This is a genomic window from Aquimarina mytili, from assembly GCF_016735115.1.
Taxonomy (GTDB): domain Bacteria; phylum Bacteroidota; class Bacteroidia; order Flavobacteriales; family Flavobacteriaceae; genus Aquimarina; species Aquimarina mytili.
In genome coordinates, this window is sequence record NZ_JAERQJ010000001.1 from 515,133 (window position 1) to 535,449 (window position 20,317).

General features: G+C 34.0%; 18 protein-coding genes. 11 read left to right on the forward strand and 7 right to left on the reverse strand.

What is annotated here, in order from left to right; all coding sequences use genetic code 11:
• Positions 1 to 85 precede the first annotated feature (85 nt).
• The 7 genes from nrfA to JJQ60_RS02295 form a co-directional block, all read right to left on the reverse strand.
• Positions 86 to 1,585: an ammonia-forming cytochrome c nitrite reductase gene (gene nrfA, locus JJQ60_RS02265; protein ID WP_201916313.1), complete on the reverse strand. Its 1,500-nt coding sequence runs from the start codon at positions 1,583 to 1,585 to the stop codon at positions 86 to 88.
• A gap of 12 nt (positions 1,586 to 1,597) precedes the next feature.
• On the reverse strand, positions 1,598 to 2,197 hold the full coding sequence (gene nrfH / locus JJQ60_RS02270; protein WP_201916314.1) for a cytochrome c nitrite reductase small subunit: 600 nt from the start codon (positions 2,195 to 2,197) through the stop codon (positions 1,598 to 1,600).
• A gap of 107 nt (positions 2,198 to 2,304) precedes the next feature.
• Positions 2,305 to 3,135, reverse strand: a complete 831-nt coding sequence (locus JJQ60_RS02275; RefSeq protein ID WP_201916315.1) for an MBL fold metallo-hydrolase — start codon at positions 3,133 to 3,135, stop codon at positions 2,305 to 2,307.
• 37 nt (positions 3,136 to 3,172) lie between these two features.
• Positions 3,173 to 3,583 (reverse strand): TerB family tellurite resistance protein, encoded by a 411-nt coding sequence (locus JJQ60_RS02280; RefSeq protein ID WP_201916316.1) that lies wholly within the window; start codon positions 3,581 to 3,583, stop codon positions 3,173 to 3,175.
• Positions 3,584 to 3,804: 221 nt separating this feature from the next.
• Positions 3,805 to 4,923 carry a BamA/TamA family outer membrane protein gene (locus tag JJQ60_RS02285; RefSeq protein WP_201916317.1) on the reverse strand — a complete coding sequence of 373 codons (1,119 nt, stop codon included), beginning with the start codon at positions 4,921 to 4,923 and terminating at the stop codon, positions 3,805 to 3,807.
• The gene (locus tag JJQ60_RS02290) at positions 4,923 to 5,588 is read right to left on the reverse strand and encodes a hypothetical protein (RefSeq protein WP_201916318.1); all 666 of its coding nucleotides are present in this window, start codon (positions 5,586 to 5,588) and stop codon (positions 4,923 to 4,925) included. The genes JJQ60_RS02285 and JJQ60_RS02290 overlap by 1 nt, the downstream gene beginning before the upstream one ends.
• A 32-nt stretch (positions 5,589 to 5,620) precedes the next feature.
• Positions 5,621 to 6,634, reverse strand: a complete 1,014-nt coding sequence (locus JJQ60_RS02295) for a S1C family serine protease (protein ID WP_201916319.1) — start codon at positions 6,632 to 6,634, stop codon at positions 5,621 to 5,623.
• A 397-nt stretch (positions 6,635 to 7,031) separates the two neighbouring features.
• Between JJQ60_RS02295 and JJQ60_RS02300 the strand changes: the two genes are divergently transcribed.
• From JJQ60_RS02300 to JJQ60_RS02350, 11 genes are all read left to right on the forward strand, one after another.
• The gene (locus tag JJQ60_RS02300; RefSeq protein WP_201916320.1) at positions 7,032 to 7,445 is read left to right on the forward strand and encodes a hypothetical protein; all 414 of its coding nucleotides are present in this window, start codon (positions 7,032 to 7,034) and stop codon (positions 7,443 to 7,445) included.
• A gap of 32 nt (positions 7,446 to 7,477) precedes the next feature.
• Positions 7,478 to 7,888 (forward strand): hypothetical protein, encoded by a 411-nt coding sequence (locus JJQ60_RS02305; RefSeq protein ID WP_201916321.1) that lies wholly within the window; start codon positions 7,478 to 7,480, stop codon positions 7,886 to 7,888.
• Between the two features lie 43 nt (positions 7,889 to 7,931).
• Complete coding sequence (locus JJQ60_RS02310; protein ID WP_201916322.1) at positions 7,932 to 10,274, forward strand: TolC family protein; 2,343 nt, start codon at positions 7,932 to 7,934, stop codon at positions 10,272 to 10,274.
• Between the two features lie 10 nt (positions 10,275 to 10,284).
• Positions 10,285 to 11,376, forward strand: a complete 1,092-nt coding sequence (locus tag JJQ60_RS02315) for an efflux RND transporter periplasmic adaptor subunit (protein ID WP_236669019.1) — start codon at positions 10,285 to 10,287, stop codon at positions 11,374 to 11,376.
• 21 nt (positions 11,377 to 11,397) lie between these two features.
• Positions 11,398 to 14,508, forward strand: a complete 3,111-nt coding sequence (locus JJQ60_RS02320; protein ID WP_201916323.1) for an efflux RND transporter permease subunit — start codon at positions 11,398 to 11,400, stop codon at positions 14,506 to 14,508.
• 24 nt (positions 14,509 to 14,532) lie between these two features.
• On the forward strand, positions 14,533 to 15,186 hold the full coding sequence (locus JJQ60_RS02325) for a hypothetical protein (RefSeq protein ID WP_201916324.1): 654 nt from the start codon (positions 14,533 to 14,535) through the stop codon (positions 15,184 to 15,186).
• Positions 15,187 to 15,191: 5 nt separating this feature from the next.
• Entirely contained in the window at positions 15,192 to 16,412 is a 1,221-nt protein-coding gene (locus JJQ60_RS02330; protein ID WP_201916325.1) for a phospholipase effector Tle1 domain-containing protein, read from the forward strand.
• Positions 16,413 to 16,418: 6 nt separating this feature from the next.
• Positions 16,419 to 17,081 carry an ion channel gene (locus JJQ60_RS02335; protein WP_201916326.1) on the forward strand — a complete coding sequence of 221 codons (663 nt, stop codon included), beginning with the start codon at positions 16,419 to 16,421 and terminating at the stop codon, positions 17,079 to 17,081.
• A 1,049-nt stretch (positions 17,082 to 18,130) separates the two neighbouring features.
• Positions 18,131 to 18,325, forward strand: coding sequence for a cold-shock protein (locus tag JJQ60_RS02340; RefSeq protein WP_201916327.1), 195 nt, complete (start codon positions 18,131 to 18,133; stop codon positions 18,323 to 18,325).
• Positions 18,326 to 18,726: 401 nt separating this feature from the next.
• The gene (locus JJQ60_RS02345; RefSeq protein ID WP_317193979.1) at positions 18,727 to 19,773 is read left to right on the forward strand and encodes a bestrophin family protein; all 1,047 of its coding nucleotides are present in this window, start codon (positions 18,727 to 18,729) and stop codon (positions 19,771 to 19,773) included.
• Between the two features lie 132 nt (positions 19,774 to 19,905).
• Positions 19,906 to 20,250 (forward strand): hypothetical protein, encoded by a 345-nt coding sequence (locus tag JJQ60_RS02350; protein WP_201916329.1) that lies wholly within the window; start codon positions 19,906 to 19,908, stop codon positions 20,248 to 20,250.
• Positions 20,251 to 20,317: the final 67 nt, after the last annotated feature.

Genomic DNA, 20,317 nt, shown 5'->3' on the forward strand with positions numbered 1-20,317 from the left:
ATGTGTTGTTTGAAAAAAGAAAGATAACCTCATTAGGCTTACTACTGAGGATATCTTGTTTATAAAAAGGATATATTCGATTATTTTATTCTTCTTGCATAGAAACAGTTTTTACATCTAGTTTTGCTTCTCTGGCTTTTGCTTCTTCTAACCACTTTGGTAGCAGTGTTTTTTTGAATTCCTCTTTTTCTGCTTCTAACTTTTCTATATCGAGACCAACATAAGCTTGGGCTTTTTCCTTAGAAGATATATCTGGCATTTCTACAGGTTTATTATGTCCTAAATCAGCCAATATACGAGCTAGTTTCACTCTAGCCTCTTGTGCAATATTTAACCCACCACCTATAACTCTAGCAGTTTCTACTGGAGAATGAAAAGAAGCACCATGAGAAGCAGCAGCATAATCCCAACGCCATTGTGCATGACGTATGTCTGTTAAAACAGCGGCCATTTGTTCTTCGGTAGCTCCAAGATCCCATGCTTTTTTAGCTTCTATATGAGCTTTAACTAGTAAATCTTCTAATTTTAAGCGGTTTTCTGTAGACTTTTGTTGACGTTCAAATACATTGGCCATTAATTTACTTCCTTCCTCTCTATGGCATACCTGGCAGGCATTCGCTATATTATTTAATGGAGATTGTATGTGATGATCTGTAAATTTTTGCCCTCCTTCACTTTTATAAGGCATATGGCAATCTGCACAGGATACTCCACGATCAGCGTGTACACCTGTTACATAAGTTTCATAACCAGGATGTTGTGCTTTTAACATTGGGGTTTTACTAATTTTATGAGTCCAATCTTTAAATTCAAGGTCATCATAATATTTTTCCATATCCTCTACAGCCATTCCATTTTTCCATGGAAAAACTAGATATGGAGTTCCTTCTTTTCCCGGTAAATTTTTATTGAAATAGTATTCTACGTGGCATTGTGCACATACCAACGATCGCATTTCTTGATGAGTAGCATTATTAATGTCTTTACCCATAGCATCAAAAGCTTCTACCAGTGCAGGACGTGTAATGCGAAGTTTCATACTTTTAGGATCATGACAATCTGCACAGCCGATAGAATTTACAATTTCTGCTCCTTTATCAGCCCATTTTCCTTTATAAAACTCTTCAATTCCTATCTCATTCATCAATCTCGGTACATCTGGACTTTTACAGGTCCAACAAGTAGCTGGCATTGGCCCATCACCTTTTCCTTTTGGACCTCCGGTTCTTAGAGTATTATGAATATCTTCGATAGCGTATGAATGTCCGCGTCCTTGATTATAATCTTTAGAAAAACCATATCCAGCAAATAGTACTACTAAACGTGGATCTTCTTCAAGCATATCGCGCATGGCAGAACCTCCTTGATAAGTGGAAAAACTGGTATCTGCCGTTTGAATAAAAGATTGATATTCCTTTTGAAAGTTTTCGCCCCAAACTGCATTTCGAGGTTCATTTTCACTAATATCCACTTTAGGTACATACTTATATTTTGCTTCAGACTTTCTATTAATAATACTGGAAGCAAGCAGTCCCAATAAAAATACTACGATAATAGTAACAATGAACAATACCTTATTTTTCATAATACTAGCTATTTATTTTTCTTCAATTTCCTTTTGTAACCATTCTGGAATAACAGCCTCTACTTCATCCGTAGGTATAGGCGCTATATTATATTTTATGGTAGAAATACCATGGCTACGTCCATGGGGGATTTCACGATGGCAACTCCAGCATTGCCTATCTGTTCTATCAGATGTGTGTCCATCTATCCAACCGTCATACTTAGTTTGGGTTACTTGTTGTACATGGCAACGAATACAATTATTCTGAACAACTTCTTGAGATGCCTCCCGCATAAAAATCACGTCAGGTTCTGCACGTAATGTAAATATAGAGGCATGATATAAGCCATCTTTAGCTTTAAAATAATATTTATTGAATATATTATCATGGGGAACATGGCAATCATTACACGAAGCCCATTCGCGATGTGAACTATGCATCCAGCTATTATAAACTGGTGTCATTACATGACAATTAACACAGGTTTGTGGATTATCACCCATATACGATACCACCTCAGATTCTTTAGCCATAAACAGTCCTAATCCAATAAGGGCGGCTATAAGAAAAACCGCAGTAGGACGCCATCGGGATTTTTTATCTGGTAATACTCTGTCTTTTATTGCCAAGATTTGTGTGGTGTGGATTAGTCTTTAAATTTAATAAAAAAAAGAATAAAATGAGTGATTTAGCTTTGTTATTAGGTTATGTTTTTTGTTCTTATGATAACAGAATCTTATATTTCCACTACTTGCCCTTCACGAGCCAAAAAACAATTTGAAAAACGTTGCTGACACTCTTTTTCCATTTTTCTTAGAAATTCATCATCATGATCAGGGTCATGATGTGTAAGGAAAAGTTGTTTAACATTAGCTAATTTTGCTACCTCTATTGCCTGTTCCCAACTACTATGTCCCCAGCCTTTGTGATTTGGTAACTCCTCAGGAGTGTATTGAGCATCGTGAATAAGCACATCTGCATTTTTACAAAAATCTACTACGCTAGGATCTAATGCATCACCATGTTCTATATCTGTGCAATAGACAAACACTTTTCCCTCGGCTTCTAGACGATATCCATACGCTCCTCCAGGATGTGTATGTTTATTAACTATTATTTGCCCACCATCAAAGATAACTTTATCACCTTTATTCACAGTAAATGTAAAATTTGCCCCCATATCATCAATACCTATAGGAAAATAGGTGCTCTCCATTTGTTTAGCCAATATTTCTTTGAAATCATGTAAGTCAGGAGCATCATCTCCAATGATAAAAAATTCAATTTCTTTAGTACTATCATACGCAGGAGCAAAAAATGGAAACCCCTGAATATGATCCCAATGGAAATGTGAGAAAGTGAGATAAATCTTATTACCAGGAGAAAACTTTTTAGTGATAAGTTCTTTTCCAAGTTTTCTAATCCCAGTACCAGCATCAAAAACGAGTACACTCTCTCCTTCTTGTCCTCCAGACACCATTACACAAGTAGTATTACCTCCAAATTCCTGAAAACCGGACTCACAAACAGGTGTTGAACCTCTGGTACCGTAAAATGTTATGATCATATATCTAGCTTAGTTAAAGAAACAGGATGACAATAGATTACTTATTAATATTCCTGATTTCCTCTTTATACGTTTCTTGATCTATCCCTCTCTCAATAACAGCTAATGATTTTCCAACAATGTATTTAACATTTCCTGGGGTAAATCCTATTGCTTTGGCCATTCTTTCTAACCAAAGAGTTTGTTGTTCTCCAGAAATGGTTTCATCTTCAGAAATAAGCTTTGTTAAGGTATACATACTTTCTAATCGCTCATTATGGGTAGTGGTAGGTTCTAATGGATAGGTTAGATAGTTTTGCATGATATGATCATATTCTTCTCCTGAAATTCCTAAAACTTTGGCCAAATGATCTAAAAAGGTTTTCTCCTCTTGCGATACTTCGCCATCTCTTAAGGTTATTTTTACAACTGCGCCAAATTGATAATGATAGGTACTTTCTGATTTCATAATATCTTCTTGTAAATATTTGATTTATTAAATTTAAAGAATTATTCGATTAATTCTCATGATAATGTTTGTTTTAAAAGAAAATATTAAATTAAAAATCACCAAAACACAAAACCCATATGTTATAAATTCCACAAAATTGCACTAACTCGAAAGAGTAGAAGATAATCTTATACCAATATCATTTTTAGTTTGTTCCTGACTTTTAACATCGTTTATTATTAAAATGATTCATTAATCCCAAAATAAAAACCATTATTACCATTTTCTCCAAATCCGGTGTCCAACCGTAACCAAGTACTTTTGTTTTTAAGTAATTTAAAGCGTATTCCAGCTCCTACACTGGGTTTCATATTGCTTATGCTAAAGAAATTTTCAGGATTACTTGCTACTTCGCCTACTAATCCAAAGGCTGCCATTGTCCATCGTGGTCTAAAACGCCATCTATACTCTGTTTGTATAATATACATATGGTTGTCTGTAAATCTACCATAGAAATATCCTCTGGCACTATAGCTTCCACCAAACTTTGCTAATCCTTGAAAAGGTGCGTCTCCAAAAGTATTCTCACTATATACTTGCATAGCCAGAATGCTTGTTTTAGTTAATGGTTCGTAGGTCCGCAAATCCAAAAAGAATTTATTATACCCATGAGTGGCCCCCAGAAGTTCGCTAGAAAATTGAGCATTAAGCTTATAATAACGTCCGGATAGAGGAGATCCAATATCATCTCGGGTATCTAAATTAAAAACAACGCCTAGCCCGCTTATAATTGCACGATCACTGCCTAAAACTGTCGCAGCATCTAGAATTCCTCCCTCTTCAACCTCGGTAACTTCATGGTTTTCGAAGACATACTCAAATCCGAAATTAAGATTGGGAGGTAAGCGTCTTAAATACCCCATTTTTAATTTATGCGAAGTCATATTATAAACTTCCTCATTTCTGTCTGGTGTACTATTACCTATGCCCCAAAATAAATTAGGGTATATTTCCCAAGTATAGTCTATATCGATAAAATAATCTCCTTTACCCAAATAGATTTCTGGTTTGACTTCAAATAGAAACTGTTCATTTAGTGTGTAAATTCCACTAAATAAAATGTTTGATTGACGATCATTATAGATATTGCTTTTATTTAATAAAAAAAGTTGTCCTCCACCGCCAAAACCAAATTCAGTTTCTGGCGTATAAAAGGCAATAGGAACTCCTATAAATTGAATATTTTTTGTGCTTGCAATCGTGTCGGTTTTAAATACAGTCTCTTTACTTTGAGACTGAACCCCATTAGAAAATAATAATACGAGAGCAATTATATATGTTGAAATTTGTTTCTTCATTAGAACTGATCTACTAAAATGTTAAAACCAAACGAAAAAGAAATACTATTCACAAAAATGTCTTCTGAGGTAGTCGTATTTATAGGGATTGATTCTTGATCAATATTGATCCATAATAAGTTGGTTTTTAACCCGATATCAAAGGTGACTATGTCAAAAAAAGCATAAGAATACCCAACTCCCAGTAGTGTTCCAAAACCACCACCTTCACCTAATTCCTCTAAAAAACCGTTGGTTTGTTCTATTCGAGTATTATCTCGATAACGTACATAACCAGGGGATGCTTGAAAAAAAAGCGATCCACGTTCTACCTTTGAGATATAATACGAAACTAAAGGACCTACAAATAAGTTCTCTGTAGTTCTCTCTACAATTCCTGAGTTATTGCTCCTGTTAGCAGCAATAGTGATTCCTACTAAAAAACGATTTTTTATAAATTTTCCGGTAGTGAGATTAATCCCATATTCGTTGGTGGTTGTAGTTTCATCAGTACTTCTTAATTCAATGGTACTTGAATTAATCGTACCTGATAAACCCGTAAGCCATTTTCCTTTACGGAATGGAGATACAATGGTATCTTTTTCCTGACCACTTATACTATTGCTAAAAACTAGCAACAAGATAATGGTTAGTGTTTTTAATGAATTATAACTACGTATTTGCATGCAATTAATTTCTGTTAGATTCGAAATAAGGTTTAGTCTTTTTTTAAAGTTATAATTTTTCCATCACGCAGTACTTTTAACTCTAAGACATCTGTAGTTTTTAAGTTTTTACCCAACTCACCAAGTTTTACCAAAGAATCATCTGTAAGATCAAATATGATATTATTAAAAGCTAGAATAATATCACCACCAATAATGAGTTTTTGTCCATCAATTACAACTTCGGTATCACCTCCTAATAACCCCATTTTGTGCAATACAGATCCAAAAACAACACGTTGTACCAATAGCCCGCTATTTTGAGGTACATTAAAAAATCGCTTCGTCTTACCTGTAAGAGGGTGTGCATCAAAACCTAACCAAGGAGTTCTATTATTTGCGATCAGGTTTTTAGTAATATTTGCGGTCGCGGCGAACCCAATACCTTCAAAACCTCCTGATTTCGTAAGAATTTGGCTTACTACACCAATTACTTCTCCTTTCATATTAAACATTGGACCTCCAGAATTACCTGTATTAATAGCCGCATCTGTTTGAATAAACTCAGATTGAGTAAATGGATTAGCACCTAGTTTGTTCTTAATAATTCCGCTCACATACCCTGAAGAAAGTGAATGACTATAACCAAAGGGAGCACCAACAATGAACACTTGTTCTCCTATTTTTACTTGATCCGAGTCTCCAAAGGATACTGTTATAGCATTTTTTTTGGGTATATCTAATTTGATTAAAGCAACATCTGCTGATTTGAAGGTAGAAATCACTTTTGCAGATCGCACTTCTCCATCAATAAATTTAACTCTTAATGTTTCAGCAGCATCAACAACATGTGATGCAGTAATAATTTCAGATTCTGAAACCATAAAACCAGATCCTAATCCTTCAGAAGTAACTGTTTTGGTAATACCTCCATTAGATTCTAATTTTGCTTCTTGCGTGAAGATTACAACCACTGCCGGATTTACAGTTTCATAAATTTTAGAGAGATCTTGCGCCGTACAAAAACTACTTAGTAATATAAAAATAAGGAAGCATGTATTTTTCATCGTTGAATTTTCAAAAGAGTATGATTCTTGTATTACAGATGTTTTGCTACTTTAAAAAACTGAGTCAGTTTTTAGAGCATCGTAAGATTCATTAAAAGTAATATAAAAAACTTCTATATCAAACATCTCTAAATGCAACTGCGGAGATCAAAAGTATTGATCTTTTTCAGGGATTCTTATGAAAACATGATGATCGATATGACTTATCTTAAAATCTTTATTACTGACTTTTATCAGATTTTGGTATTCTAGATTTTATTTAAAAGTTTTTTGATTTCGTATAACTCCGTTTAAAACAAGTCTCAACAATTCATAAAAAAATCATAATCATATTATTTTAAATTAAAAAAGTTAAATTTATATGATTTTTAAACCAAAACTCATCAACACACAAATCATGAAAAATTACTTCACTGGACTACTCTTGCTAGTCTTCATATCTGCCTTTGGACAAACACAAGAAGAAAAACTACAGGAAAGGCAAAAGAACAAAGTAGAAATATTCGAATCCAATGAAAAAGACAATTTACAAGTTTTCGTTGCCGGAGAAGTGGATAAAATGAAACTAACAGAAGACCTTAGAGATGACTACTATGGTATTCTCTTATACTACACCAATAAAATGGGACGTATCGGAGATAAGAATAAAGGATATACCGAAGCTGAGATGAAAACAAAGTTTGACGCTATGGTAATTCAGCTTAATGATGAGGTCAAAGAATTTCTAACAGACGAGCAGTATAAAATACACCGAGAAAGTTTCGGTAAAATTGTTACTAGTGTCTACAATAGAAAAGGTTGGGTCAAGTAGCATATATCAATCATCATAACTTAGCTAAAGATATGAGGATCAAAGACATTTTTATCTGCATATGTTTTGCTTTTTTTTCAATAACCATTTTTGGACAAACAGAAGTTGTTGAAAAAGAGGCTAAACCTGTTTTGGAAATATTTAAGAAGGAAGAAACCAACTATATCGAAAATTGGATGAGGGATCTTATTACTGATGAAACGATGACTCCGGAAACAACTACCCGATTTACAATTATTACTTCTTATTATGGTTTGAAAATGAAGCAGCTTGGTGAAGACACTAAACTATCTAAGATTGAAATTATTGACGGCTTTAACAACCTGGTAAAAGAACAAAATAGGGAGCTTGAACAAATATTACCTATAGAACAATTCGAGAGTTTCTCTAATTTTTATGATAAACTATCCTGGTCAGTGAATAAGCGACTCAATCAATTATAAACTATTATTTTAATTTATAGTATACACGCATCATTTTAGTAATATGAAAAATATAAAATTACTACTCTTACTTATCTTCGTACACTTTTCAGGATATTCTCAATCCTATAAAACAGTGATCATAGGTATTCTTTCCGATACATCATCTGAAGAAACAAAACCCTTACTTTCTACATTAAAAAACGAAATAAAAGGTGTTGTTGGACAAGATGCAACGATCGTTTTTAAGGAAGTACTGGAAAACGGATTTAATGTTACCAGAGCAAAAGAAAACTATCAAACACTTATAAACTCTGATACTGATATTATTTTAGCGTTTGGAGTGATCAATACGCTGATCATTGATAAAGAAAAAAACTATCCAAAACCTGTTATTTTATTCGGATCTGCGAATAGCGATTTTTATGATTTTCCAGAAAATCAAAAAACTTCGGGAGTTGCTAATATTACCTACCTCATCGCGCCTTTTTCATATACAAAAGATTTAGATGTTTTCGAATCTCTTTACCCCTATAAAAAAGTGGGGATTATCATCGACGATTTTTTGCCTGATCTATTACCAATTAGAAAGTTATTAGACGACTATTTTTCAAAAAAAGAAGCTACGTATACATTGATTCCTCTTCAGAATAATCAAAATATAGCGACAGATTTAGATGATGTTGATGCAGTATACCTTACCACAGGATTTCATCTAAACGATACTGAATTCAAAACATTGGTTACTACGATCAACGCAAAAAAATTACCTTCGTTTTCAGCTTATAGTATCGAAGATGTACAGAGAGGGATTTTAGCATCTAACCAACCGGAAACGTATATCGATCAGTTTTTTAGACGTATTGCTTTAAATATAGAAGCCATTATTAATGGCACAAATGCTTCTGAGTTACCCATCTACTTAGAATACAAAAATAAACTTTCTATAAATGCTAATACCGCAAAAAAGATTGGATTTCCATTACGCTATAGTATGTTGGCTACAGCAGATTTTATCGGAGGAGCTAATGATGAACAAGTAGGTACGTCTTATTCTATTATAGATATCATGAAGGGAGTGGTCGCTAAAAACCTATCACTTGATGCAGAAAGAAAAAATATTGAGTTAAGTACTCAGGATCTAAAAACAGCAAAAAGCAGTTATCTTCCCAATGTAACCGCCAGTGCCAATAGTTTATATCTAGATCCGGATGTTGCAGAGATTTCTAATGGTGCTAATCCCGAGTTTTCTACTTCTGGAAACGTAACACTAGAACAAGTGATTTACTCTGAAGGTGCCGGAGCCAATATTACAATCAGTGAGAATTTACAAAAAGCACAGGAGGAAACTTATAATGCAGCAGAACTGGATGCATTATTAGACGCATCAGTAGCCTATTTTAATGCTTTGATTTTAAAAACTAATGTCGAAATTCAAAATCAAAATCTTCAGGTCACCAAAAAGAATTTAGAAATAGCGGATCAAAACTTTGCTGCTGGAGAATCCGGAAAGTCAGATGTATTACGTTTCAGAAGTCAGTTAGCACAGAATACCCAGAGTTTAATTAATGCAGAAAATCAAAAACAGCAAGCTTTTAACGCGATTAATCAGTTAATGAATAACCCTATTGCTACTGAGATTGATATTGATAATGCCGAAATATCCGAAGGGGTATTTGAAAATTATAAATACCAGGATTTTCTGGAAATTTTGGATGACCCAAAATTACGACCGGCACTCATTGAATTTTTAGTCGAAGAAGCAAAGAAAAATGCTCCTGAGTTAAAAAATATTGGCTACAATATGGAGGCTACCCAACGTAACTATCAATTTAATAATCTGGGACGATTTGTTCCTACAGTGGCGTTACAAGGCCAATATAATCTTGCTATTTCAGAATCTGGTAAAGGATCAACAATACCTGCCGGTTTTCCTGATGCTCCTGATGGAACCTATAATGTTGGTGTAAATCTTTCCTTACCTATATTTCAGCAAAACCAGCGAAACATTAACAGGCAAACTGCAAAAATTCAAGAAGATCAGTTATTGGTCCAGAAAGAGAATATAGAACTTAGCATCGAAAGAAATGTAAATGACATTTTGCTAGACATGATCAATCAAATTGCAAATATCGAAATATCCAAAGTATCAGAAGAGGCTGCCAAAGAGAGTTTAGACCTTACTCAAAATGCCTATGCTCAAGGAGCTGTTCCACTGATTCAGTTAATCGATGCGCAGACTAATTATTTACAGGCCAAACTTGCAAGAGCAACAGCCAATTATGATTACTTATTAACCTCTATGCAGTTAGAAAGGGCTATAGGATATTTCTTTTTAATGAATGATGAAGCAAATAACCAGGATTTTATTCAAAGAGCTACACAATATATTTTAAATAAAAACTAATACACCACCTATGAAATCTATAAAGCATATAGTACTTATGGTATTTTCATTACTAATGATACATGCCTGTAAAGAAAAAGAAGTTATAAAAGAAGAAGTGCTAAGACCGGTTGAATATCAAGTTGTAGGTAGTTCCAACGCTCAAAAGGTGAGAACCTTTAGTGGTGTTGCTAAAGCTGGTGATGAAATAGAACTAAGTTTCAGAAGTACTGGAATCATTACGACTCTCGATATCAAAGTTGGGCAAAAAGTAAGTAAAGGTGATTTGATTGCTAAATTGGACAATGTACAGGCCAATCTTGCTTATGAACAATCAGTTTCTGCTCTCAATAGCGCTAAATCAGCTATGAATACTGCCAAATCTAGTATGGATCGTATTAAATCCCTGTATGAAAAAGGGAGTAATTCTTTAAGTGATTACGAATCTGCAAAAAATAATTATCAGAGTGCTTTAGATCAATATGAATCTGCAAAACGAAATAAAAGTATCCAGCAATCTCAGATCAGTTATGGATATATCAAGGCACCAAAGACAGGGATCATTGCTGCAAAAAACAGTCAGCTTAATGAAAATGTAAGTGCCGGGCAGGTTATTGCAATACTTAATGCCGGAGACCATACTAATATCGAAGTAGGCTTACCAGAAAATGTAATTAACAAAGTACAATTAGGAATGAATCCCGAGATCTCATTTTCCGCTTTGGGTGATAAGAAATTCACCGGAAATGTTATCGAAATTGCCCCTATTGTAGGAGAAGGTTCTGCCACTTATCCGGTAAAAATTGATATTACAGATCCAACTAAAGAAATAAAACCCGGAATGACCGCCAATGTTACTTTTAATTTTGGAAATACTCAAACTAGTGGTGATACTGCATTAGTAATTCCCGTAAAAGCTGTTGGAGAAGATGGCGAAGGTAATTTTGTCTTTTTAATTGAATCTAAAGATGGAACCACAGGGATTGCAAAAAAACATCGCATAGAAATTGGAGAACTTACTACAGCTGGTTTTAAAATTAAAAACGGTCTTGCAGAAGGGCAAAAAATCGCTACTGCAGGGCTTCAGACCCTGTTAGACGGACAAAAAGTGAAGTTACAATAACCACTATCAAAAGAATCAACTATGAATTTTGCTAAATTTTCTATTGAAAAAAATCGTGTTGCGCTAAGTATTCTTGCTGTAGTGATGGTCATGGGGATGGTTTTTTATGCGTCACTTTCGCGAGATAGCATGCCACCATATACGATTCGTGTGGCATCTGTTGTTTCATCATTTCCAGGAGCAAGTCCAGAACGTGTTGAGGAATTGGTAACAGACAAAATTGAAAAAATAGCGCAGGAACTCCCTGAACTAAAAAAAGTAACCAGTACTTCCAGAACCGGACTTTCTGTAGTTCAGGTAGAGTTAAAGATGGAAGTTGCGCCTGAACAGTTACAACCCGTTTGGGATCGATTGCGGCGTAAATTAAATACAATCCAGGGATTGCCAAGTAATGTACAGCCACAATTGAATGATGACGGTATTGGAGAAGTATTTGGTATTGCTGTGGGAATTACCAGTGATGGATTTTCATATGCAGCTATGAAAGAACAAGCAGATGATCTTCGTGATGATCTGATTAAGTTAGAAGACGCTGCCAAAGTAGAAATCAATGGAGCACAAGAAGAACGTGTTTTTGTAAAATTTGATAATACAAAACTCAAGGCATATGGATTAACCTCCAGCAGTCTGCAAGGAATTATTGCAAGTACAAATATCCTGAATTCTGGAGGAGAAGTAAATATTGAAGACGAACGTATCATATTAGAGCCAACAGGTAATTTTAATGAAATAGAAGATATTAAAAGTATGCTGATTCCTATTGGGCAAAGTGGTCAAGTAGTTACCTTAGGGGATATTACGGATATAGAAAAAGGATATATCAATCCACCAAAACAAAAAGTTCGAATTAATGGAAAAGATGCTATTTCACTACATATTTCCTTAAAAGAAGGAAGAAATATTATCCAATTAGGAGAGGAAATTGATCTGTTATTGGCAGAATGGCAATCAAAACTGCCCATAGGATTAGAAGTTTCCCGATTAGCATCTATAGACCAATATATCGATCTTAAGATTAGTGATTTTTTAGGGAATTTGATGCAAGCTATTGCTATTGTATTAGCAGTGATGCTTATTTTCTTAGGATTCCGTACAGGGATGGTTATTGCCAGTTTAATTCCTATGGTAACGATTACGACATTAATGGTCATGGGACTTATTGATGTAGGTTTAAATCAGATAACCCTGGCGGCTTTGATTATGGCATTAGGAATGATGGTAGATAATGCCATTGTAGTGGCAGAATCCATTATGGTGAAAATGGAAAATGGGATTGAAGTTAAAAAAGCGGCTATTGATTCGTGTGCCGAATTATTTATGCCCTTATTGATTTCTACACTAACCACTTCCGCAGCATTTCTGGCATTTTTTATGGCAGAATCTGTGATGGGTGATATTATGGGGCCTATTTTTGTAGTAATTACTATAGCTCTCTTATCTTCCTGGATTATTTCACTAAGCATCATCACGCTATTCTGTGTGTTTTTTCTGAAAATAAAAAAACGAAAGGATGGCAAAGTTGGGTTCTTGGATCGAATGATCAATGGCCTAAAATCCAAATATAAAGATCTTATCCTAATCGCTCTGGCGTGGAAAAAATCTGTTTTGGTAAGTATTGTGGTCTTGTTCTTTTTATCACTCTATGGTTTCACAAAATTAGCATTTGTATTTTTCCCGGATAGTGATCGTAATATGATTACGATAGATATTAATTTACCTCAAGGAACAAAAATCGAAAGCACTACAGAAACCATATTAGCCATCGAAGAATTTATAACGAATACGCTAAAAGTTACTGAAGAAAGAACAGATGGTATCGTGGATTGGTCTTCGTATATTGGAGAAGGACCATCATCCTATGATCTGGGCTATAATGCCGATGAGCCCAATTCTAATTACGCTCATATTTTAGTCAATACTTCCTCTTTTTTAGTAAACAATGATATGGTAAAGCAACTGGATGCTTTTTGCTTCGATACCTTTCCTAATGCAGATATAAAAGTGGGATTGTTAGGATCAGGCGGTGGAGGAACTCCAATAGAAATTAAGGTATCTGGTGATAATCCGGATAAACTAGCCAGTATTGCCGAAGAAATCAAGGCAAAACTCTTTAGTATTTCGGGGACTAAAAATATTAAGGATGATTGGGGACCTAAAGGGAAAAAGTTCGTTATTGATATCGACCAAAATAAAGCACAGTTGGCAGGAATTACAAATCAGGATGTAGCCATCTCTCTTCAAACTGTATTAGATGGTTTTCAGGCAGGAGAATTTAGAGAAAATGATAAGTCTATTCCGATTGTAATGACCAGTAATCAAGGAAAACAACAATCCTTAGCTTCTCTGGAAACGCTTAATATTTATGGACAAAACTCCGGAAAAAGTGTTCCTTTATTACAAGTAGCGAATATCATTCCGCAATGGCAATATTCTAAGATAAAGCGATTAAACCTTACACGAACCATCAATGTATCCAGTGAATTAACCGAGGATGGAAATGCCTCAGAAGTGACTGCAATAGTAACTCCATGGTTAAAAGAACAAGAATCAAAATGGGGAAAAGAATACACCTATACATTAGGTGGAGATGCTGAGAATAGTGCAGAAAACATGGGCGCTGTGGCGAAATATTTACCACTTTCCGCTTTTATTATTGTCATGTTATTGATCATTCAATTTAACTCTTTTAGAAAAATGACAATGATTGTTACTACCATTCCTCTTGGTGTGATTGGTATGGTAATAGGTTTATTAATTTTTGGAGTCCCTTTTGGTTTTATGGCGTTCTTAGGTGTAATCTCATTAGCAGGAATCGTGATCAATAATGCTATTGTATTAATCGACAGGATAGAAATAGAAGAAAACGAACTGAAACGAAAACCTCAAGATGCGATTATCGCAGCTTGTATTCAACGTTTTCGACCTATTCTTTTAGCAACATTTACTACGGTACTCGGTTTAATCCCATTATATCTTGGTGGAGGAGAAATGTGGGAACCTATGGCGGTAACTATTATGATTGGACTATTATTTGGTACTGTGATCACCTTACTATTTATTCCTGCTTTTTATAGCGTATTGTATAAGGTAGATTATACAGAATATGAGTTCGATGATACATTGTTGGAGTAAGATTATAAAACAACTGTTTTTTTGATGAATAAATATGTGTCAATTTTATGTTTAGCACTCCTATTTACGAGTTGTGGAGCAAGTGAAGTAATAGATTCCTGGAAATCAGATAATTTTCAAAATATAAAAGGAAACAAAATTCTTGTTATAGCAAAAACTCCTGATCCTATTGTCCAGAAAACGTATGAAAAAGCGATTGTATCAAAATTACAAGGACAACATATTGATGCTATCGGAATGCATAGGATATTCCCTGATATTGAAGATAAAGAACAACGAACTACAGAAGAAGTAGAACAGATACTAAGAATGTTCAAAGACAAAAAAATAGAAGGCTTATTAATAACATCATTAAAGCAGACTATCGAAACCAATAGTTCTTCGAAACCGGAGCGAGGAAAAATTCAAATAGAGAATAAAAGAAAAGGTTCTTTCACCATAGAAGCTTATGATAATCTAACTGATTTACCGGACTTAGACAAGTTAGATTTTGATACCTCTAAAGGCTCAAAAAATATAGCTATTACGTATATTTTAGAATCTATTACGTACGATTTAACCTTAGAAAAAGACCAACAGCTAGTCAACGTATGTCTTCTTGATGTTGTAGATCCTGACGCTGCTGACCAAGTTCTAAATGCCTTTGTTAAAATGATTTCTGATCAATTTAAAAAATAGTTAATGTGACATTAAAGAAATCAACTTTCAGGAATTCATTAATGCTACTTCTTTGTCTTGCTTGTGCCAGTTGTGCTATTAAAGCTCCTATTGTTCACTATCCAATATCTAATGGAAAAGCGCCTAAAAAACTAGCTGTATTTCTGGATGGCACTCATAATAATGAGGCGAGTCATACGAATATATCTAAACTTTATAATCTAACGACACTTCAGGACAATCCAAATGTAAGTGCTGTATATCTAAGAGGAGTTGGAAATGGAGCAGATATATTAGGGATGGTGACAGGTTCAGGAATAAGACGAGAAGTATGTAAAGCGTATTTGTATCTGGCAGAGCATTATGATCATCAAACAAAAGATGAAATCTATATTTTTGGATTTAGTCGTGGTGCATATGCGTCCAGAATATTAGCAGGGTTAATTTACGTAGCAGGAATTGTAGATGTTAAAGATATTCCTAAAGAAAAGCGTTTAAAATTTATCAAAAGAATCTATGATGCGCACAAAACTAACAAGACCTTAGAAGATCGAAGAAATGATGTTTTAAAAATAACAGGAAAACTCTTAAATCCTGATAATTACAAGATCGATTTTATAGGGCTGTGGGATACAGTAGCAGCTCTTGGGGTTCCAAAATATGATGAAGAATATTATGCTCCAAAAAATAATTATTTTGATCAATTATGTAATGTAAAAAAAGCAGTACACGCATTATCGATTAATGATAATCGCAGTTCTATATTTACACCAGTATTGCTAACACAACAGCGTATGATATCTACATGTCCCGAGGTAAAGCCAGAGGATATTGCTAATGAAGTTTGGTTTTTTGGGGCACATTCTGATGTAGGAGGAGGCGCCAGAAATACCAATATTAGTGGGGTTTCACTAAACTGGATGATTCAACAATTAGAACCTTATCAACTACTTCCCCAAGGCGTGAGGGTGTACGAAGATCGTTTTGACAAAACTAATAATCCGGCAAAAGGCTTTGTGAGATTGTTTTATCCCAGAAGCAGTCGTAAGCTTTCTTTTTTAGTTTCTAAAAATGGTTATAAAAAAGAAAAACTAAAAATTCATAAATCCGTTTTAGACCGATTAAAAGTATCTTTACAAACTTATGAGATTAATCTTATCAAGCTTTTTAGCGAATGTTTTGAAAAAAATCAGATCGGAGGATACAATTATAATACAGATTCTGATTGTTTTATAGTGGTTGAATAACTTAATATGACAGAGAAATTATATTCATATCGTTTCGAGCTTTTTTTGTTTAGTCAGATTGCAATCCTATTTGGGTCTTTGATCATTCCTGGAGATTTTTTTGAGACGATAATATCTCCCATATTATTTCTTATCAACCTAGTTGCAGGGATTGTATTAATCTCTAAAAAGAAAAAACTCATGTGGTTTTTTATTATACTACTACTAGTATCTGGAATTGTTTTTAGTGCGGATTTATTCAAAAGTCAAAACAATAGGTTTCTAGATTTTCTTAATATGGGGACTTATTTTTTGTTTTACATCTTTGTTACTTTCGAGATTATCGGACAAATCTGGAAAACTAAGGTTATCAATAAGAATGTAATTTTTGGATTGATTAGTGGATATATTGCATTAGGGCTCATCAGTTTTTTTATTTGTTTATCTATAGAAATGGTTTACCCAAGTTCTTTTGAAGGACTTAAAGCTACCATTAACCAATCACAATTATTCACAGAACGATTGATGTATTATGCATATATTACTTTAATGACTATTGGGTATGGAGAAATCGTACCAGTGACTTCCTTGGCACAGAAAGCAGCTATCTTGATTGGAATGATGGGACAGTTTTATTTGGTGATTCTTACTGCGATTGTTGTTGGTAAGTATATAAATCAGAAAAAATGATTTCTTGAAAAACAGGTACTTCATAAAAAAGTACCTGTTTTAAGTACCCATTTGTAGGTATTTGCAAGTTTTTAGGTACTTCATATAAGTTAAAATACTGATAATCAGTATAATTTCAGTGAGACCGAAATGGCTCATAACCCGAAGGTCACAGGTTCGAGTCCTGTTCCCGCTACTATCAAAGGCTAAAACATTGAATATTAATGTTTTAGTCTTTTTTTTACTCCAATTTCATCTTGTAAAGGGTGAACTTTTCGTATCATCCACCCGAAGGTCTCAAATACATTTTTTGGTAATTTTCATATTTAAATTATTGGAAATGTGTAAATTATACTGATTCAAAAGTATTTTGAATAATAAAAGCAACTTTTGAAGTACCCAAACGAAGTACCTGTTTTTCCAAGTATACCTTCAACAAAGGTTTGGATCAAGACCAATTGTTGTGTTTATGCAAATATTCTGGTTAATCTAAATAGGAAGAATTCTACATTTTTAACCTCACTACTTTACCAGAAGTTAAGGTACTTGGTATTATGAAGCGTTTATAAAGAAGCTTGTAAGTTTAGTTTTAAGTTGGTATTCGGGTTTGATTTAAATTACGAAATATTGTATCTCAGTATTTAACATATGATATGGAGATAAGACCTAAATTAAAAGTATCTTTACAATGATAAAATTCGTAAAGCTTCAATTTAATTTTGTTTTTTCAAATTCAATATTCTTTTCTTGCTCTCTTTTTTTCTCGGCAATAGTGCAAAAACATTTTTAAGCTAAATGTAAGGATAGCAACATCAGTTTGGACGCTGTTTTCAACGTAGAACAAGTCCTTATAATTGGATATTTCTGTTTGTTTCTCAATCTTTTTATGCTTATACATCGTCCTCGAATTATACTTGGACAGGCTTAAAACAAAAAGCCGGTAGTATCAAAAATCTAATTTTTCCCGAAAGAACAAACTCTAACTTCTCAAAAAAAAAACGCTAAGAAGCAGAGTAAATAATTATATCAAACAAACATTAAATAGAATATTAAGTAATAAATACAAAGTAATGAAAGAAGGAACAGTAAAATTTTTCAATAGTGCCAAAGGATTTGGCTTTATTAAACTCAAGGATTCTGATGAGGATGTCTTTGTACATCAAAGCGGTATTATAGATGAAATTCGTGAGAATGATAACGTAAAATTTACGATGGAAAGAGGTGAAAAGGGAATGAACGCAGTCAATGTTGAATTGATTAAATAACAAGTCCTGTCGCTCTGAAAATGTTGAAAAGCCATCTATTGAAGATGGCTTTTTATGTCTAACATCCAGACTAGTATGGATCGAAGTGCCCGAAATTGAAAAAAAGGTTAGTTAATATTGAAATAACAAACCAAAGTCAGATAGGATGAAATATGACTATAGAAGTTTCTATCATGGCAGCAAAATTCAGTATGAAGTCCTATCGAGTGGCGTAAAAAGAACACGACATGCTTTCTAAATTGACGACCATTAATTGAGCATTTTAAACGAGTTTGATTCACGCTAGAATCGTAGTGCCAAATCATACACGTATATAGTGCTTATGTGGTCAAAGTTCACATTCGCTTAGCTGTAAATAAAAATAGAGTATGTATATAAAACCTGTTTACTCCTTAAAAATAGTGCTCCTATGGACGAGAAAATATATTTATTTTTTTTTCTTAATGTCCATTGTACCGGTGATACTGTATGATGTTGTTGGGTTAAAATGGTTATATCTGCCTTGGCTTCCCATTGGACTTATAGGCACATCTCTCGCATTCATAACCGGATTTAAAAACAATGCTTCTTACGAAAGACTTTGGGAAGCCCGAAAGATATATGGAGGTATTGTAAACACTTCAAGATTATTAGCTACTATGGTCAATGATTTCATTACCAATGAATTTGTCAGAGTAGAGAGAACCGATAAAGAATTTTTTAATATAAAGAAGGTTATTATCATGCGCCATATAGCTTGGATGACTTCTCTTAGGTATGCTCTTAGAATCAAAAAGCCTTGGGAAACCCTTGTGGGTAGTAAGTCAGGTAAAGAGCACATGAAAACGATAGTAGTCAAAGAACACGAGCTGACGCTACAAGAAGAACTTCATGGATATTTAAATGAAGATGAAAAAGAATTTGTGTTGAGCATGACAAATAAACAAGCAGCCTGCCTCAATATGCAATCTAAGCATTTTAAAGAATTAAAATTAGAAGGATTGATTGATGACTTCCGACATATCGAGTTCAACAATATCATTGGTGAACTATTTACCTTACAAGGTAAGGTCGAAAGAATTAAAAACTTTCCGTACCCAAGGCAATTTGCGACGCTAAACTTGTTTTTTATATGGATTTTCATGATTCTCCTACCGTTTGGAATGATGCATGAATTTCATGAAATTGCCCTCAATTTAGGCAATCATGAAAATAGATGTTTTATGAATCGCCTAATTGTTGAAAATTTTGTTTGGATGACCGTTCCGATCAGTGTTGTTATATCATGGGTGTTCATGCTTATGGAAAAGGTAGGCGATGTGTCGGAAAACCCTTTTGAAGGAACCAGAAATGACGTCCCGATTACTACAATTTCAAGGGGAATAGAAATTGATATCCGAGAAATAATTGGGGATGATAAAAATGTAATACCAAAACCCCATCCAAATTATGGTGATACTGAAATGTAAAGAGGATATTAACAGTCAACCAGGTGTATAACTAACCACTTTTGGTCAACAACGCCCTGGGCATATAAAATTAAGGTATTGTTCTATCCCATAAAACGAACAGTTAAACTACCTTTTAAAGACATTAAGATAATGATACGTACAATGCTATTCTTTATATCTCTTATCTCATTAGCCATTTTCCCTACGCAAGAAATAAATCAGATAAGACAATTAGAGGGGGTTTATCAAGGACAGGTTGAGGGGGGGTATTCGTTTTGTTATAAAACTGCATCTGGATTTGAAAGAATATTGGTTTTTAACGAAGTTTTGTCCGTTATACTTGAAAAATATCCATTACATATTGATAAACATGTCGGAGAAAATTTTATCATATCGTTTACTAAGAATATAATTATTGAGGGGAAGAAGAATAGAGAAGTATCAACCGTACTACGTTTACAGAAGCTTGTGCCTGGACAGCATATTCGAAAATGATATAAAATTTTAATTCTTAACAAAAAACAAATACCTCGTTAAAATATAAACATGAGCACAAAATTAT

What these genes read in the sequence shown, in the direction of transcription:
- nrfA (WP_201916313.1), bottom strand. Translation starts at nt 1,585, where the DNA reads ATGAAAAATAAGGTATTGTTCATTGTTACTATTATCGTAGTATTTTTA.
- JJQ60_RS02275 (WP_201916315.1), bottom strand. Translation starts at nt 3,135, where the DNA reads ATGATCATAACATTTTACGGTACCAGAGGTTCAACACCTGTTTGTGAG.
- JJQ60_RS02280 (WP_201916316.1), bottom strand. Translation starts at nt 3,583, where the DNA reads ATGAAATCAGAAAGTACCTATCATTATCAATTTGGCGCAGTTGTAAAA.
- JJQ60_RS02285 (WP_201916317.1), bottom strand. Translation starts at nt 4,923, where the DNA reads ATGAAGAAACAAATTTCAACATATATAATTGCTCTCGTATTATTATTT.
- JJQ60_RS02290 (WP_201916318.1), bottom strand. Translation starts at nt 5,588, where the DNA reads ATGCAAATACGTAGTTATAATTCATTAAAAACACTAACCATTATCTTG.
- JJQ60_RS02295 (WP_201916319.1), bottom strand. Translation starts at nt 6,634, where the DNA reads ATGAAAAATACATGCTTCCTTATTTTTATATTACTAAGTAGTTTTTGT.
- JJQ60_RS02300 (WP_201916320.1), top strand. Translation starts at nt 7,032, where the DNA reads ATGAAAAATTACTTCACTGGACTACTCTTGCTAGTCTTCATATCTGCC.
- JJQ60_RS02305 (WP_201916321.1), top strand. Translation starts at nt 7,478, where the DNA reads ATGAGGATCAAAGACATTTTTATCTGCATATGTTTTGCTTTTTTTTCA.
- JJQ60_RS02310 (WP_201916322.1), top strand. Translation starts at nt 7,932, where the DNA reads ATGAAAAATATAAAATTACTACTCTTACTTATCTTCGTACACTTTTCA.
- JJQ60_RS02315 (WP_236669019.1), top strand. Translation starts at nt 10,285, where the DNA reads ATGAAATCTATAAAGCATATAGTACTTATGGTATTTTCATTACTAATG.
- JJQ60_RS02320 (WP_201916323.1), top strand. Translation starts at nt 11,398, where the DNA reads ATGAATTTTGCTAAATTTTCTATTGAAAAAAATCGTGTTGCGCTAAGT.
- JJQ60_RS02325 (WP_201916324.1), top strand. Translation starts at nt 14,533, where the DNA reads ATGAATAAATATGTGTCAATTTTATGTTTAGCACTCCTATTTACGAGT.
- JJQ60_RS02335 (WP_201916326.1), top strand. Translation starts at nt 16,419, where the DNA reads ATGACAGAGAAATTATATTCATATCGTTTCGAGCTTTTTTTGTTTAGT.
- JJQ60_RS02340 (WP_201916327.1), top strand. Translation starts at nt 18,131, where the DNA reads ATGAAAGAAGGAACAGTAAAATTTTTCAATAGTGCCAAAGGATTTGGC.
- JJQ60_RS02350 (WP_201916329.1), top strand. Translation starts at nt 19,906, where the DNA reads ATGATACGTACAATGCTATTCTTTATATCTCTTATCTCATTAGCCATT.